The sequence below is a fragment of the Bosea sp. AS-1 genome, assembly GCF_002220095.1.
Classification (GTDB): domain Bacteria; phylum Pseudomonadota; class Alphaproteobacteria; order Rhizobiales; family Beijerinckiaceae; genus Allobosea.
Genome location: NZ_CP022372.1, coordinates 2,585,624 through 2,601,167, shown reverse-complemented (window position 1 = coordinate 2,601,167; position 15,544 = coordinate 2,585,624). Strand labels below are relative to the sequence as shown.

Below are 15,544 nucleotides of genomic sequence, written 5' to 3'. Positions count from 1 at the left end.
CGATCCAATGAAGCTGATCACCTGGAACATCCAGTGGGCTCGCGGCGTCGACGACAAGGTCGATCCTCACCGTATCATCCGCCATGCCAAGCAAATGGCGGATTTCGACGTGCTCTGCCTGCAGGAGGTCGCGGCCAATTTCCCCGATCTCGACGGCAACGACCGCACCGACCAGTTCGCCCTGTTCAGCGAGCTTCTGCCCGGCTTCACCGCGATCGAGGCAATTGGTGTCGACGTCCCCGATGGCACGGGTGGCCGCAAGCGCTTCGGCAACCTCGTCCTGACCCGGCTACCGGTGGCGCAGGCCCTGCGCCATGTTCTGCCTTGGGAAGCCGCTGCCACGCGCAACATGCCACGCGTGCTGGTCGAGGCCATGGTCGAAACGCCCTTTGGCCCGCTCCGCGTGATGACGACGCATCTGGAATATTCCTCGCCCGTGCTGCGTGCCGCCCAGATCGAGGGTATCAGGCAGATCCAGCGCATGGCCGCAGCGAGGCAGTCGACTCCGCGAGCGCCCGGTCCGCACACCTATGCGCCGACGCCGAACGCGGCGAGCGCGATCCTGACCGGCGACTTCAACATGCGCCCTGACGATGCAGGAATGGCGCAGTTGCTCGCACCATTCGAAGGCGACGTGCCGCCGCTGGTCGATCTCTGGCCAGTATTGAAGGGCGCAGAACCGCACCCGCCCTCTGCCTTCATCTGCGACCAGACCTACGGCCCGCCGGGCTGCCTCGACTATGTACTGGCGACGCCGGATCTCGCCGCGCGGGCACGCTCCATTATCTACGACATCGAGACGCGCGCCTCGGACCACCAGCCGATCCTAGTCGAGTTCGACCTCGGATGATCTTCACGCGGCAGGAGCATGAGCAGCTCGACGCCATCCTGCGCGAGGCGGCAAGACGCGAGGTGATGCCGCGCTTTCGTCGCCTTGCGGCCAGCGACATCCGTGCCAAGCACAACCCGGTCGATCTCGTCACCGAGGCCGACGAAGCGGCCGAGCGCTTCATCTGCGCCGAGCTGGCGAGGGCCTTTCCCGGTGCTGCTCTGGTTGGCGAAGAGGCCGTCACCAAGGATCCAACCCTGCTCGGCAAGCTCGCGGGAGCCGATCTCGCCTTCGTCATCGACCCGATCGACGGCACGCTGAACTATGCCAGCGACCTCTCGCTCTTCGCGGTCATGGCAGCCGTCATCGTCAGGGGAGAGATGGTCGCCGCCGTGATCCATGACCCGACGGCCGAGGACAGCGCCATGGCCCTGCGCGGCGCAGGGGCGTGGCTCGGCCATTCGGACGGCACGAGCCGCGACCTACGCGTCGCGCCTTCGGTCGCGCCGCATCTCATGAACGGCATGGCGAGCTGGCAGTATTTTCCCGAGCCGCTGCGCAGCGCGCTTCCCGGCCGTTTCCCGGCCTTCCTGGAGGTCGGCTCGCTGCGCTGCTGCGGCCAGGAATATCGACTGGCGGCGGCGGGGCGTTTGCAGTTCCTGCTCTATGGCGTCCTCAACCCCTGGGATCATGCCCCGGGCGTCCTGCTTTACAGCGAAGCCGGCGGCCACGCCCGGCTGCTCGACGGCCGGTCTTACTCCCCAGCCGAACGCCCGGCCGGGCTTCTCTGCGCGCCTGACGCGGAGAGCTGGCAGGCCATCCGCGCCATCCTGCTCGACTGAGCAACTGGTCGGTAAGACAGAGCCCGTACGACGGCACGGGCTCTGTTTCCGCATCACTCCGCGGCCTGCAGGGCCGGCACTTCGACATCGTGCCGGGCGAGCGGGCGATTGCCCGCGAGCTTACGCATCAGCACGTAGAAGACCGGCGTCAGGAAGATGCCGAAGGCGGTGACGCCGATCATGCCGGCGAAGACCGCGATGCCCATCGCCTGCCGCATCTCGGCGCCCGCGCCGGTCGAGGTGACGAGCGGCACCACGCCCATGATGAAGGCGAGCGAGGTCATCAGGATCGGCCTGAGCCGCAGCCGGCTGGCTTCGATGGCGGCGGCAATCGGCGTCCTGCCCTCGAATTCGAGCTCGCGCGCGAATTCGACGATCAGGATGGCGTTCTTGGCCGATAGCCCGACCAGCACGACGAGGCCGATCTGGGTGAAGACGTTGTTGTCGCCGCCCGAGAGCCAGACGCCGGTCAGCGCCGCGAGCAGGCCCATCGGGATGATAAGCAGGATCGCGATCGGCAGCGTCAGGCTCTCATACTGAGCCGCCAGTACGAGGAAGACGAGCAGGATGGCGACGGGGAACACGATCACCGCCGAATTGCCAGCCAGGATCTCCTGATAGGTCAGCTCGGTCCATTCGAAGGCGAAGCCCTTCGGCAGGGTCTCGTCGGCGATCCGTTGCACGGCAGCCTGCGCCTGTCCCGAAGAGAAGCCCGGCGCCGCGCCGGCATTGATGTCGGCGGAGAGGAAGCCGTTATAGCGCATCGCACGTTCCGGACCGGAATCCGACCGCACGTCGAGCACCGCGCTGAGCGGGATCATCTCGCCGGTATTCGAGCGGACCTTGAGCTGGCCGATATGCTCGGGCAGAGCGCGGAAGGGCGCATCGGCCTGGACACGCACGGTGTAGGTCCGACCGAAGCGGTTGAAGTCGTTGACATAGGTCGAGCCGAGATAGGTCTGCAACGTGTCGAAGACTTCCGTCACGGGCACGCCGAGCTGGCGGGCCTTGGTGCGGTCGATATCGGCATAGAGCTGCGGAACATTGACCTGGAAGCTCGAGAACATGCCAGCGATCTCCGGCGCCTGCGCGGCCTTGGCCATGAAGGCCTTGGTCGCCTCGTCGAGCGCCGCATAACCCAGACCGGCGCGATCCTCGATCTGCAGCTTGAAGCCACCGATGGTGCCGAGCCCCTGCACGGGCGGCGGCGGGAACATCGCGATGAAGGCCTCCTTGATGCCACCGAACTGCTTGTTCAGGTCGGCAGCGATGGCGTTGCCGCTGAGCGCGGGGTCCTTGCGCTGGTCGAAGGGCTTCAGGCCGACGAAAACGATGCCCGAGTTCGACGAGTTGGTGAAACCGTTGATCGAGAGGCCGGGGAAGGAGATCGCGTTCTCGACGCCCGGATGCTTGAGCGCAATCTCGTCCATGCGGCGGATGACGTCCTCCGTCCGGTCGAGGGTTGCCGCATCAGGCAGTTGGGCGAAGCCGACGAGATACTGCTTGTCCTGACTCGGCACGAAGCCCGACGGCACTGCCCTGAACAGCACGCCGGTCAGGCCGAGCAGTACGACATAGACGGCGAGCATCACCGCGCGATGCGAGATCACCCGCCGCACACTGCTGCCATAGGCCTCCGAGGAGCGGTTGAAGAAGCGGTTGAAGGCCCGGAAGAACCAGCCAAACAGCTTGTCCATGAAGCGCGTCAGCGCGTCCTTGGGTGCGTGGTGACCCTTCAATAGCAGCGCGGCCAGCGCCGGCGACAGCGTCAGCGAATTGATCGCCGAGATCACCGTCGAGATCGCGATGGTCAGCGCGAACTGGCGATAGAACTGCCCGGTCAGGCCCGAGATAAAGGCGAGCGGCACGAAGACCGCGACCAGCACCAGCGCGATCGCGATGATCGGGCCGGAGACCTCCCGCATCGCCTTGTAGGTCGCCTCGCGCGGGGAAAGCCCATTCTCGATGTTGCGCTCGACATTCTCGACCACGACGATCGCATCGTCGACGACGATGCCGATGGCGAGCACCAGCCCGAACAGGCTGAGCGCATTGATCGAGAAGCCCATCACATACATCACCGCGAAGGTGCCCACGACCGAGACCGGCACCGCCACGAGCGGGATGATCGAGGCCCGCCAGGTCTGCAGGAAGACGATGACGACGAGCACGACGAGCGCGACCGCTTCGAGCAAGGTCGAGATCACCGCCTTGATCGAGGCGCGGACGAACTGGGTGGTATCGTAGACGATCGAGTAGTCCACGCCCTCGGGCATGTTCTGCTTGATCTCGCGCATCGTCTCCTGGACGCGGTCGGCGATCGCGATGGCGTTCGAGCCCGGCGCCTGGAACACCGGCACGGCGACGGCCGACTTGCCGTTAAGCAGCGAGCGCAGCGCGTATTCGGCCGCGCCGAGCTCGATGCGGGCGACGTCGCGCAGCCGCACGACCGCACCGTCGGCCCCGGTCTTGACGATGATGTCGCCGAACTGCTCCTCGGTCTGGAGGCGGCCCTGGGCATTGACCGAAAGCTGCACGTCGAGGCCCGGCGCGTTCGGCGAAGCGCCGATGACGCCGGCTGCGGCCTGGACGTTCTGGGCGCGGATCTCGCGCACGACATCGCCGGGGGAGAGGCCGTGCTCGGCAACCTTCTGCGGGTCGAGCCAGACGCGCATCGAATAGTCCCCCGAGCCGAAGAGCTGGACTTGGCCGACGCCGTCGATGCGGGCGAGCCGGTCCTTGACGTTCAGCACCGCGTAGTTGCGCAGATAGGTCATGTCGTAGCGGCCGTTCGGCGAGGTGATGTGCACCACCATCGTCAGGTCGGGCGAGCTCTTGACCGTGGTGATGCCAAGCCGGCGCACCTCTTCGGGCAGGCGCGGCTCGGCCTGGCTGACGCGGTTCTGCACGAGCTGCTGCGCCTTGTCCGGGTCGGTACCGAGGCGGAAGGTGACGTTCAGCGTCATCAGCCCGTCGGTCGTCGCCTGGCTCGACATGTAGAGCATGCCTTCGACGCCGTTGATCTGCTCCTCGATCGGCGTCGCCACCGTCTCGGCGATGACGCGCGGGCTGGCGCCGGGATATTGCGCCCGCACGACCACCGTCGGCGGCACGACTTCGGGGTACTCGGAGATCGGCAGGGCCCGGATCGAGAGCAGCCCGGCGACCAGGATCAGGACGGACAGGACCGCCGCGAAGATCGGCCGGTCGATGAAGAACTTCGAGAGATTCATGGGGTGCCCCCTTTCGAGCGGCTTATTGGACCGGAGGCCACGGACCTGCCTTGCAGCGCCCGTGGCCGGTCAGGGTGGTCAGCGTTGCGCCAGTTCCGTCGCGGGCTTCTTCAGCTCGCTCTTCTGCGCCATGGGCACCGGCTCGGCTGCGACGACGGCGCCCGGCCGCACACGCTGAAGCCCGTTGACGACGATGCGCTCGCCCGCCTTCAACCCGTCGGTGACGACCCTCAGCCCGTCATGGGCGGCGCCGAGCGAAACTTCGCGCCAGGCCGCCTTGCCGTCGTCGCCAACCACGAAGACGAACTTCTTGTTCTGGTCGGTGCCGACGGCTCGCTCGTTGATGACGAGCTGCGACTCGGGCTTGGCCTGCCCGAGCTGGACCCGGACGAACTGGCCCGGCATCAGCTTGCCGTCAGGATTGTCGAGCAATGCACGCACCCGCACTGTGCCGCTGGCGCCGTCGATGCCGTTGTCGACGAAATGCAGCCGGCCCGCGAAGCTCGCATGCTCGGCCGTCGCCGTGGTGAGCCTGACCGGAATCTGCTCCAGCACCCGCGAACCCTCCGGCAGCGAGGCCAGTGCATCGAGCACACTGCGCTCGTCGGCGTTGAAGGCGGCGTAGATCGGGTCGACCGAGAGCAGCGTGGTCAGCACCTGTCCGCCGGCTGCGATCAGATTGCCAGTGGTGACATCGAGCCTGCCGATGCGGCCGCTGATCGGCGCACGGATCTGGGTGTAGTCGAGGTTGAGCTGGGCCGTGCGCCGGGCCGCCTCGGCAGCCTGGAGATTCGCCTGCGCTTCCCGCAGATTGTTAACGCGGGTATCGACGTCGCGCTGGGAGAGGTTGCGGGTCGCCAGCAACTGCTGGCCGCGCTCGTTCTCACTTTCCGCAAGCGCCACCCTTGCCTTCGCACCCTGCACCTGCGCCTCGGCCCGCTGGAGATCGGCCAGATAAGGCGCCTGGTCGATACTGACGAGCAGGTCGCCCTGCTTGACGAGGCTGCCCTCACGGAAATGCACCGCCTCGACGACACCGGCGACCCGCGAGCGCAGTTCGACGCGCTGGATCGCCTCCAGGCGTCCGGAGAATTCCGCCCAGGGCACGACCTCGCGCGCCTCGACGGTTGCGACCGAGACGGGCACGGCCGGCGCTGCGGCAGGCTTGGTGTCGCTCTGGGCCCGGCTGCCCGACAGGGCAACAGCGACGATGGCGGCCAGAGCGACGGAGAAGGTGATACCGGCCAAAAGGCCGCGACGGTTCGTTCCCTGAATCATAGGGTCGGTCCTTCTTCGAAATGGATGGGGGTGTTCGGAAAGGGAAGCCGCTAGGAGGGCGCGGTTCCGGCATAGAAAGCGGCGATCTCGCCGCAGGTTCGACAGAGGCAGGAGCCTTCTTTCGCCGCCTCGGCATAGGCCAGCGGCCAACGTGTCGGCGCGGGAAGTTCGATATGGCGGACCGTGACACCCGCCGCTCCGAGCCGGACCGCATATTGCGCCGCCTCGTCGCGCATCGGGTCGTCCTGCGCGCTGATCAACAGCGCCGGTGGCAAGCCGATGAGGCGGGCGGCGTGCAGCGGCGCCGCATAGGGATGGGCCGCACGCTCGGGGACACCGAGATAATCGGCCCAGCCATCGGCCCAACGACAACCCACGGGGCCAGCCTGGGCGCCGCGCAGCGACGCGGTGCCGAGGCAGGCATCGAGCATCGGCGAAAGCAGAATCTGGCCTGCCAAGGACGGGCCGCCACGATCACGCGCCATCATTGCCAGCGCGGCCGCGAGATTGCCGCCCGCCTCCTCGCCGGCGACGTAGAGCGGCGCCTTGCGCGTGGTCCAGCGCGCCCGCCCTCTGGCAAGCGCCTCGAGCACACCATAGATACCCTCCAGCGTCTCCGGAAAGCGCCGCCCTGGCGCGAGCGGATAAGCCAGTGAAAACACCACGGCCCCGGCCTCGGTCAGCGCCGTCGCGACCGCCTCGCCCTCGGCGAGGGAGCCGCTGTTGAAATGGCCGCCATGCAGGTGCAGCACCAGCCCGGCGGCATCCGGCACCTCGGCCGGGACGTAGAGGCGACCGGTGACGGTCTCCCCGCCCACGGTCAGGCTTTCCTCCCGCCAGAAGACGGAGAGGACCGGTTGCAGTCTCTGCGTGGCGATGGCCGGCATGGCGCATCCTCGCTGTTGCGTCGCAACATGAGTTAGGAAATAGCCAATTACGAATAAATAGGCTATTTGTTCATTCATTATTCACAGACAGAAACAATTAGGGGCTGCATGGACCAGCTGGCAGCGATGCGGGCTTTCATCAGGGTCGTCGAAACCGGCACCTTCACCCGGGCAGCCGATCTTCTCGACACGCCGAAGCCGACGGTTACGAAATTGATCCAGCAGCTCGAAACGCATCTGCGGGCCAAGCTGCTGAACCGCACGACACGGCGGGTCACCGTGACCATGGACGGGGCGGCCTATTACGAGCGGGCGCTGCGGCTCCTCTCGGAGCTCGACGAGCTCGATGGCAGCCTGACGCTGGCGCAGGCCCGCCCGAGCGGGCGGCTCAGGGTCGATTGCAGCTCGTCATTGGCGATCTCGGTAATCATCCCCGCCCTGCATGAGTTCCACGCCCGCTATCCCGATATCCAGCTCGATCTGGGCCTGAGCGACCGCCCCGCCGATCTGATCGGCGAGAACCTGGACTGCGCCGTACGCGCCGGCGAGATAGCCGACCAGAGCCTCATTGCCCGTCGGATCGGGGAAATGCAGCTCATCACCTGCGCCGCGCCGGATTATCTCGCCCGCTTCGGCACGCCGCTTCACCCTCGCGATATCGAGGATGGGCACCAGATCGTGGCCTACCGTCCGGCTCTCGGCAGCCGCATCATGGCAATGGTCTATCAGAATCGCAGCGAGACGATCGAGATCTCGGGTCGCTACACGATCTCCCTGAATGACGGCACGGGTTATCTCGCCGCAGGGCTCGCCGGGCATGGTATCGTGCAGCTGCCGACCTTTATGGCGCGCGACGCGCTTGCCGACGGCCGCCTCGTCCCGCTGCTGCTCGACTGGTGCACAGCTCCCAAACCCCTCCACATCGTCTATCCGCCGAACCGGCATCTCAGCAACAAGGTGCGCGTCTTCGTCGACTGGCTGGCGGAGCTCTTCGCGAACGGCGATGTCATCCCGAAACCGGACGCGGCGTGCCCCGGCTGCCTGACCGTCGAGCCGATCACAGTGCCGGAACGTCCGAGCGCTCCCCGGCATCCGCCCACGGAAGAGGACGGACGCTACCAGCGCCGCCAGTGATACCAGGGGCCCCCGCCGAAACTCGCGTCGAAGCGATCGAACTGGTAGCGGCGCTCGGCGGAACGATCGAGATCGATCTGCAGCAGGCAGTTGGCGAAGCCTTCGCTGCCGGGGCGGAAGCCGTAGGACCGGCAGCGAGCCTCGTCGGCCGCGCGTCGTTCCTCGAGCGTGACGCAGCCGCTGCACAGGAGGGCCAGCAGAAGGCCGGCAGCGAGTTTCGGTCCGATCATCGCAAATCTCCTCTCCGTGCCCGCCCGGATTAACCGCCGGAAAGCGCCGCGGTTCAACCCCTATGCCGCTATCGCGAGAAGCGGATCGGAACGGCGAGCGACACGGAGCCGCCGCCGAGGCCATCGGGCGGCGGCGGCACAGGGCTCGCCCGGCGGATCATCGCCACTGCCTCCTCGTCGAGCGCCGCATCGCCGGAGCCCCGTACCAGTCGCGCCGACAACACGCGCCCGCCCCGGTCGATGCTGAAGGCGACCTGCACGGTGCCGGGGCTCGCCCCGCTCGGGAACCGCTTGAAGCGGTTGAGATGGGCGATCAGCGTGCCGCGCCAGCTCGCCGTCGCCGCCGGAGAGGGGGATGAAGCGCCGGGCGCGGGAGCGGCAGCGCGCGGGGCGAGCTGCGCCTGCGCGGTCGGCGCTGAATTCTGCTCGGCACGGGGCTTGTCTGGATTCACCGGTTTTCTCCGCTGCACCACCTTCGGCTTCGGCGGCGGCTTGCGCTGGATTTCCTTCGGCGGTGGAGGTGGCGCCTGCTTCGGCGGAGGCGAAAGCACGGCCGCGGGATCCGGCAGGGGTGGAAGCTCCGGAATCTTGATTTCGGGTTCTGGCAGCGCGACGGGCTCGGGCTCCTCAGGCGGAGGCGGCTCGACCTCCTTCGGCGGCTGGACCGGTTCGGGCGGCGGCGGCTCCGGTTCGGATTCGGCCATCTGCGGACCGGGAGCGATCTCCTGCTCCGGCGTTTCCGGCGCGACGGCAAGCGGAGCCAGCTCGATCATCACGGCTGCGGGCGGCGCCCCCGCAGCGGCTTCGGCACGCTGCCAGGTTGCGACCGCCCAACCCGCCGCGCCATGAGCACCAGCGACGACCAAGGCAGCGGTGCTCCAACGCAGCACCGCCGGCCAAAGGCGCGGCTGGGATGGGCGCGCAAGGCTCATGGCTTGGCCACCGAAGCGCCCTGCCCCGTATCCTCGAGACCGACGAGTGCGATCTTGAGATAGCCGGCGTTGCGCAGCAGGTTCATCACCTCCATCAGCTCGCGATAGGCGACGGCACCATCAGCCCGCAGGAAGATGCGCTGCTCGCGGTCATTGCCGGTGCGCTGGTCCAATGTCGCCTGCAAGGCCGGGCGCGGCACCGCGTCATTGCCGAGCGCGAGCGAGAGATCTTCCTTCACCGTCAGGAAGAGCGGCGTATCCGGGCGAGGCTGCGGCTGAGCATTCGAGACCGGTAAATCGACCGCGACATCCACGGTCGAGAGCGGAGCCGCCACCATGAAGATGATCAGCAGCACGAGGATGACGTCGATGAAGGGCGTGACGTTGATGTCCGCAACCTCGCCGAGGTCGCCGTCCTGCGGGTCCTTGAGCGAAACGGCCATGGCTCACTCCGCCGGTACGCGCGGCATGGCCATGGCGGCAGATTGCACCGCCTGCAGGGGCGCACGAGCCGGCGCAGCCGCGACGCCGCGCTGCCGCCGTTCCAGATCGCGCGAGAGGTGACGCAGGATCTCGCCGGAGGCATCGGAGAGCGTGGCGCGGTAGCCCGTGATGGCACGGGCGAAGACGTTGTAGATGATGACGGCGGGAATCGCTGCAACCAGGCCGATCGCCGTCGCCAGCAGCGCCTCGGCGATGCCTGGCGCCACCACGGCGAGGTTGGTCGTCTTCGACTGGCTGATGCCGATGAAGGAATTCATGATGCCCCAGACCGTGCCGAACAGGCCGACGAAGGGCGCCGTGGAACCGATCGTCGCCAGCAGGCCGGTGCCGCGGGCCATGTTGCGGCCGGCGCGGGCCTCGATCCTGGAGAGCGCGATCGCCGCCCGCTCCTTGGTGCCCTCCTCGCCGAGATCGGCCGAGCGGCGCGTCTCGTCCTGGGCCGCGGCAAGCAGCGTGCCCACGGCGCCGCGCAGTTTGCCGTCCTTGCCCGCAACGGTGCGGGCCGCCTCACCGAGGCTGTCGGCCGCCTCGATCCGCCGCAGGGCGCGCTGGGCGCCGGTCTTCGCGGCAGTGAGTTCCATCGCCTTGGCGAGCCAGATCGTCCAGGTCACCAGCGAGGCGAAGGCGAGGCCGATCATCACGCCCTTCACAATGATGTCGGCCGCCATGAACATGCCCCAGGGCGACAGGTCGTGCGGGAGGATCGCTGACGCCACAGAAGGCGCAACGGTCGGTGCGCCGGCCGGCTGAAGCGGCGGATGGGCCGCGCTCGGCGGCGCGATCCCCATCTGGGGCACAGCCGGCGGCAGCGGGTTCACCGGCCCAGGAGCCGGCGTGGAAGACGCGGGAGGTGCCTGCTGGACCGTTGGCGGGTTCGACGACTCGGGAGCTTGGGCCAGTGTGGCTGAGGCGGGCAGCAACAGGCTCGCCGCGAGGAATGCCCAACGAAACAGCTTTGTCATGACCGGCCCTGCATCCACCGCGCGATCGTCGCTCGCCCTGCCCCGCCGCCGAAGAACAGGCACCGTTCCGCCATTGTCCAAGAACGACGAGATGGCAGGAGAGCCAACGATCTCACATTGGAATAAATAAAAAAGACACGTATTATCAGCGACTTGCGAGCCGCACGAGTGTTGGAAACATCTCGCCGTGTCAAGGCTTCGCTGCGTCTCGGGATAGCCGATCCGCGTTTCGCAGAGGCACAACGTCAGCGGCAGCCGAGGCGATACAACCGTTTAGCGTCTCTCTTTCGACGTGAATCCGCCCCCGGAAGATCTGCCCGGAAACGGCATTCACTTTTCGAATAGCCGGTATGGTCTGGCCAACGACGTTCGTCCGGCAGCCGCGATCACGCGGAGGAACCGACACGCGCATTGAGGAGCTGGAAGAGCTGCGCGTGCCTCATCGTGCTGCGGCGAGATGAGCCGCAGCAAGCAGAGCCGTCTTTTTAGTAGAGGCCGCCCGTGCCGGAGCCGATGGCGCGCCCGCCACCTGCCGCGCTGGGTGCGCCGCCGCCATCTCCAGCCGCTCCGATCACAGAGTAGCTGTCGGGCGGCGCGGTGCCGGGCTTGAAGGCCTCGAGGATGCCGCCCTCGCCGCTGGTGCGCATGCCCGTCTTCGGATCGACGCGGATCAGCTTGATGCCGGCGGGCACGCGGAACGGGGTCGCCGGCTTGTCCTTCAGCGCGACGGTCATGAAGTCGCGGAAGATCGGCGCGGCATACTGGCCCGCGGTCGCGGAGGTACCGAGCGACTTCGGCTTGTCGAAGCCCATATAGACGCCGACGGCGAGATCCGGCGAGAAGCCGCAGAACCAGACGTCCTTGGCGTCGTTGGTCGTGCCGGTCTTGCCGGCCAGCGGCTTGCCGACCGACTTCACCACGGTCGCCGTACCGGCGTTGACCACGCCTTCGAGGATCGAGACCATCTGATAGGCCGTCAGCGGATCGATCACCTGCTCGCGGTTATCGACCAGTCGCGGCTCAGGCTGGTTGCCCCATTTGTCGGCGTTGCAGCCTTCGCAGACGCGCTGATCGTGGCGGAAGATGGTGCTGCCGGTGCGGTCCTGGATGCGGTCGATCAGCGTCGGCCGAATGCGCTTGCCGCCATTGACCAGCATCGAATAGGCCGCCGTCATCCGCATCACGGTCGTCTCGCCAGCGCCCAGCGACATCGACAGCACGGGCTGGAGATCGTCATAGATGCCGAAGCGGCGGGCATATTCCGCGATCAGCGGCATGCCGACGTCCTTGGCAAGACGCACGGTCATCAGGTTCTTGGAGAACTGGATGCCATAGCGCAGCGTGCGCGGACCACTCCATTTTCCGCCGAAGTTCTCGGGCCGCCACATGCCGAGGCCACCGCCCTGGTCGATCTCGATCGGCGCGTCGAGGATGATGCTCGACGGCGTGTAACCATTGTCGAGCGCAGTCGAATAGACGAAGGGCTTGAAGGACGAACCCGGCTGGCGCAGCGCCTGGGTCGCGCGGTTGAACTCCGACTGGTCGTGGCTGAAGCCGCCGACCATGGCGAGCACGCGGCCGGAGAACGGATCCATCACCACGATGGCGCCGTTGATCTCGGGCAGCTGGCGCAGGCGGGCATAGCCCTGCCGGTTCGCCATCGGCTCGACATAGACGACATCGCCGACCGAAACCGCCTGCGAGACGCGGGCGCGTCGCGTCCATTTGATGCCGTCGCCCGCCAGGGTGACGGTTTCGCGCGCGGTATTCAGGTTGCCGGCATTGTCGCGCAACGGGTGCAGGCCGAGCTTGGCGCTGTCGCCGTTGACGTCGAGCACCACGGCGAGGCGCCAGGGGGCGACATCGCCCAGCACCGGCAATTCGCCGAGCGCCTTGCCCCAATCCTGCCCGGCGATGTCGAGCTTCTGGACCGCGCCGCGCCAGCCGCGCGCCTCGTCGAAGCGCACCAGCCCGTCGACCAGCGCCTTTCGCGCCATCAGCTGGATCTTGGGATCGACCGTGGCGCGAACCGACAAGCCGCCCTCGAGCAGCTTCTTCTCGCCGTAGCGATCCTGCAGCTCGCGGCGGATTTCCTCGGCGAAATAGCCGGCGGCGATGTTGTTCGGCGAGACCTGGCGCGGATTGACGCCGAGCGGCTGCTTCTTCGCCGCCTCGGCGACGTCGCGCTTGACGTAGCCGTTCTCGACCATGCGGTCGATCACGTAGTTGCGGCGCTCGATCGCCCGGTCGGTATTGCGGAACGGCTGGAGGTCGCTCGGCGCCTTCGGCAGGGCCGCGAGATAGGCGGCTTCCTGCAGGTTCAGCTCATGCACCGACTTGCCGAAATAGTTCAGCGCCGCGGCCGCGATGCCGTAGCTGCCGAGGCCGGGCGCCGGGGCGCCGAGATAGATCTCGTTGAGATAGAGCTCGAGGATCTTGTCCTTCGAGTAGGTCGATTCGAGCTTCAGCGCGACGAGCGCCTCGCGGATCTTGCGCTCCAGCGACTGCTCCGAGCCGACGAGGAAGTTCTTTGCCACCTGCTGGGTGATGGTCGAGGCGCCCTGCGGCCGGCGATTGGCCCCGCGGTTGCGGAAATTGTAGATCGCGGCGCGGGCGAGACCTTCCGGGTCCACACCCATATGCTTGTAGAAGTTCTTGTCCTCCGCCGAGATATAGGCGTCGACGACGAGCTTCGGCACAGCCTGGATCGGGATATAGAGGCGCCGTTCACGGGCATATTCGGCGATCAGGCTGCCGTCGCCCGCATGGACGCGGGTCATCACCGGCGGCTCGTAGTTCCGCAGCTGGGCGTAGTCGGGCAGATCCTGGGAATAGTGCCAGATCAGGCCGCCGAACACGGCAGCACCGATCACGAAGGCGATCGCACCCGCAGCGAACAACCATCCGAAGATTCGCAGGATAAACCGCATCTCAGGTCCCGGACCCCATTTCTGCACCCGGCGTGCGCCGGATCGGGGCGCTTCGCAACGGAAAGCTATAACATGACCGAGATGGCGGAACCGTGGCCTCGCGACCACAATTCCTCTCAACTCGACGCATCTGGCGAGCTACTGGGCGTGCCGGTTCTCGGCCGCCTGCCCGACCGAAGCGCGCTCACGGGCAAAATATTCTTCGACCGCCGCACCGACGGCACCAACCGCTTTTCCGCGCCATTCGGCCGAAGTCAACAGCTCGGCATCTTTCGGGCTCGACATGTAGCCGAGCTCGATCAGCACGGACGGCACGTCCGGCGCGCTCAGGACCCAGAAGCGGGCCGAGCGCAGCGGGATCTTGTGCATGCGGACCGAAGCTCCCATCTTGTCCACGAGGTTGCGGGCGAAAACACCTGAAAAGGTTCGTGTTTCGCGCCGCGCGAGATCAATCAGGATGCCAGCGACGTCCTGCACCTCTTCGCTAGTTTCCAGGCCAGCCGCGGCGTCCGCCTCGTTTTCCTTGGCGGCGAGCTTGGCAGCCTCGGCGTCGGTCGCCCGCTCGGAGCGGGTATAGATGGTGGCGCCGCGGACATCCTTCGCCTGCATCAGCGAATCGGCGTGGATGGAGATGAAGAGATCCGCCTTCTCGTCCTGCCCGACCTTCACCCGGTCCGCGAGCGGCACAAAGCGGTCGTCGTCGCGGGTCATGATCACCCGGTAGCGGCCCGAGGCTTCGAGCTGCTCCTTCAACGCGAGGCCGAAATTCAGCACCACCGACTTCTCGGCGATCGAGGCGACGACCGTGCCCGGATCGATACCGCCATGCCCAGGGTCGATCACGACCGTGCGGCGGGTCTCGCCCGGCGGCTTAGCCGGAGCCGGAGCAGCGACCGTCGTGTTCGCCTTCTTCGCCTTCGCCGCTTCCGCCAGAAACTCGGAGCGACTGGTCTTGCGGAGCTCGATCACGAGCTCGCCGAGGCCACCGCGCAACGCCTTGGCCTCCGCCTTCACAATGGTCGCCGGCTGCGACAGGTCGATGATGATTCGAGCCTTGTCCGCCGTGAACAGCCCGTAGCGATAGGCGCTGATGAAGCCGGCGCTCTTGCGCGCGCCGGACTGGATCTGGAAATTCGTCGACGGCAGTTCGATGATGACGCGGTCGGGAGCCGCCTGGACCCACGCCTCGACGCCGATGACCGTCGAGAGCGCCATGGAGAGCTTGACCGTCTCGCCCTGCTGCTCGAGCCGAACGTCGGTCGCGACAGGAAAATCATTCTGCGACTTGGCCGGTTCGCCCTGCGCGGGAACGGCCCCGAGAGCCGCGCACAGCCCGGCAGCCATGGCAGCACGCCGCCATGGATCGGACAGCGCCTTCCAGCGAAAAATCGCAGGAAAAGCGCCCGGCTTGCTCTGACGGATGCGCGAAAACAGCTGAAAAATCCCGCTTGTCGTCACCAATGCTTAACCATAGGCGACCCGAATTCCTAACAGGGCGTTACCACGCCGTCATCACGCGATGAACCTTGGCAGCCTCCGCAAGATGCGATCCGTCTGCGATGTGACTTGCAAATCACTGTGACCTATCTGTAATGGAACATGGTTGCTCTCCAACCTGCCCGCAGGACACATCCGGATCGAACCATCCGTCGGCGTCCGGTGCAGGCTGGGCCTCTACCCATTCGGGGTATAGGCAGCAGATCGACCATAACGGATCGTCCGCAGAGGGCGGGGTCGGGATTGCGAGTTCTGCGCCCTGCCCTGTCTCGCGAGCGTGCAAACG

12 protein-coding genes are annotated in these 15,544 nt (G+C 66.7%); 3 read left to right on the top strand and 9 right to left on the bottom strand.

Translation table 11 applies throughout. The features are described from left to right. Positions 1–7: 7 nt before the first annotated feature. Both CE453_RS14150 and CE453_RS14145 read left to right on the top strand, forming a co-directional pair. Positions 8–850 carry an endonuclease/exonuclease/phosphatase family protein gene (locus CE453_RS14150; protein ID WP_089175174.1) on the top strand — a complete coding sequence of 281 codons (843 nt, stop codon included), beginning with the start codon at positions 8–10 and terminating at the stop codon, positions 848–850. After that, positions 847–1,671: an inositol monophosphatase family protein gene (locus tag CE453_RS14145; RefSeq protein WP_089175173.1), complete on the top strand. Its 825-nt coding sequence runs from the start codon at positions 847–849 to the stop codon at positions 1,669–1,671. The genes CE453_RS14150 and CE453_RS14145 overlap by 4 nt, the downstream gene beginning before the upstream one ends. 53 nt (positions 1,672–1,724) lie before the next feature. Here the strand turns inward: CE453_RS14145 and CE453_RS14140 are convergent, their stop codons facing one another. The 3 genes from CE453_RS14140 to CE453_RS14130 form a co-directional block, all read right to left on the bottom strand. Continuing rightward, the gene (locus CE453_RS14140; RefSeq protein WP_089175172.1) at positions 1,725–4,904 is read right to left on the bottom strand and encodes an efflux RND transporter permease subunit; all 3,180 of its coding nucleotides are present in this window, start codon (positions 4,902–4,904) and stop codon (positions 1,725–1,727) included. A gap of 78 nt (positions 4,905–4,982) precedes the next feature. Continuing rightward, the gene (locus tag CE453_RS14135) at positions 4,983–6,182 is read right to left on the bottom strand and encodes an efflux RND transporter periplasmic adaptor subunit (RefSeq protein ID WP_089175171.1); all 1,200 of its coding nucleotides are present in this window, start codon (positions 6,180–6,182) and stop codon (positions 4,983–4,985) included. Between the two features lie 50 nt (positions 6,183–6,232). Beyond that, positions 6,233–7,069, bottom strand: a complete 837-nt coding sequence (locus tag CE453_RS14130; protein WP_089175170.1) for an alpha/beta hydrolase fold domain-containing protein — start codon at positions 7,067–7,069, stop codon at positions 6,233–6,235. A gap of 108 nt (positions 7,070–7,177) precedes the next feature. Between CE453_RS14130 and CE453_RS14125 the strand changes: the two genes are divergently transcribed. Beyond that, complete coding sequence (locus CE453_RS14125; RefSeq protein ID WP_089175169.1) at positions 7,178–8,203, top strand: LysR family transcriptional regulator; 1,026 nt, start codon at positions 7,178–7,180, stop codon at positions 8,201–8,203. Here CE453_RS14125 and CE453_RS14120 read toward each other — a convergent pair. The 6 genes from CE453_RS14120 to CE453_RS14095 form a co-directional block, all read right to left on the bottom strand. Then, complete coding sequence (locus CE453_RS14120; protein ID WP_089175168.1) at positions 8,185–8,433, bottom strand: hypothetical protein; 249 nt, start codon at positions 8,431–8,433, stop codon at positions 8,185–8,187. The genes CE453_RS14125 and CE453_RS14120 overlap by 19 nt on opposite strands. A 68-nt stretch (positions 8,434–8,501) precedes the next feature. Next, a complete protein-coding gene (locus CE453_RS29460; protein WP_089175167.1) occupies positions 8,502–9,365 on the bottom strand; it encodes an energy transducer TonB in 864 nt (287 codons plus the stop codon). Then, positions 9,362–9,808, bottom strand: a complete 447-nt coding sequence (exbD, locus tag CE453_RS14110; protein ID WP_089175166.1) for a TonB system transport protein ExbD — start codon at positions 9,806–9,808, stop codon at positions 9,362–9,364. The genes CE453_RS29460 and exbD overlap by 4 nt, the downstream gene beginning before the upstream one ends. A gap of 3 nt (positions 9,809–9,811) precedes the next feature. Next, positions 9,812–10,831 carry a tonB-system energizer ExbB gene (gene exbB / locus CE453_RS14105; protein WP_089175165.1) on the bottom strand — a complete coding sequence of 340 codons (1,020 nt, stop codon included), beginning with the start codon at positions 10,829–10,831 and terminating at the stop codon, positions 9,812–9,814. Between the two features lie 485 nt (positions 10,832–11,316). Continuing rightward, positions 11,317–13,761, bottom strand: coding sequence for a penicillin-binding protein 1A (locus tag CE453_RS14100; protein ID WP_089175164.1), 2,445 nt, complete (start codon positions 13,759–13,761; stop codon positions 11,317–11,319). A gap of 138 nt (positions 13,762–13,899) precedes the next feature. Beyond that, the gene (locus tag CE453_RS14095) at positions 13,900–15,105 is read right to left on the bottom strand and encodes an N-acetylmuramoyl-L-alanine amidase (protein ID WP_089175163.1); all 1,206 of its coding nucleotides are present in this window, start codon (positions 15,103–15,105) and stop codon (positions 13,900–13,902) included. Between the last annotated feature and the right edge of the window lie 439 nt (positions 15,106–15,544).

Excerpts from the sequence above, each read along its gene's own strand:
- CE453_RS14150 (WP_089175174.1), top strand. The coding sequence starts at position 8 with ATGAAGCTGATCACCTGGAACATCCAGTGGGCTCGCGGCGTCGACGAC.
- CE453_RS14145 (WP_089175173.1), top strand. The coding sequence starts at position 847 with ATGATCTTCACGCGGCAGGAGCATGAGCAGCTCGACGCCATCCTGCGC.
- CE453_RS14140 (WP_089175172.1), bottom strand. The coding sequence starts at position 4,904 with ATGAATCTCTCGAAGTTCTTCATCGACCGGCCGATCTTCGCGGCGGTC.
- CE453_RS14135 (WP_089175171.1), bottom strand. The coding sequence starts at position 6,182 with ATGATTCAGGGAACGAACCGTCGCGGCCTTTTGGCCGGTATCACCTTC.
- CE453_RS14130 (WP_089175170.1), bottom strand. The coding sequence starts at position 7,069 with ATGCCGGCCATCGCCACGCAGAGACTGCAACCGGTCCTCTCCGTCTTC.
- CE453_RS14125 (WP_089175169.1), top strand. The coding sequence starts at position 7,178 with ATGGACCAGCTGGCAGCGATGCGGGCTTTCATCAGGGTCGTCGAAACC.
- CE453_RS14120 (WP_089175168.1), bottom strand. The coding sequence starts at position 8,433 with ATGATCGGACCGAAACTCGCTGCCGGCCTTCTGCTGGCCCTCCTGTGC.
- CE453_RS29460 (WP_089175167.1), bottom strand. The coding sequence starts at position 9,365 with ATGAGCCTTGCGCGCCCATCCCAGCCGCGCCTTTGGCCGGCGGTGCTG.
- exbD (WP_089175166.1), bottom strand. The coding sequence starts at position 9,808 with ATGGCCGTTTCGCTCAAGGACCCGCAGGACGGCGACCTCGGCGAGGTT.
- exbB (WP_089175165.1), bottom strand. The coding sequence starts at position 10,831 with ATGACAAAGCTGTTTCGTTGGGCATTCCTCGCGGCGAGCCTGTTGCTG.
- CE453_RS14100 (WP_089175164.1), bottom strand. The coding sequence starts at position 13,761 with ATGCGGTTTATCCTGCGAATCTTCGGATGGTTGTTCGCTGCGGGTGCG.
- CE453_RS14095 (WP_089175163.1), bottom strand. The coding sequence starts at position 15,105 with ATGGCTGCCGGGCTGTGCGCGGCTCTCGGGGCCGTTCCCGCGCAGGGC.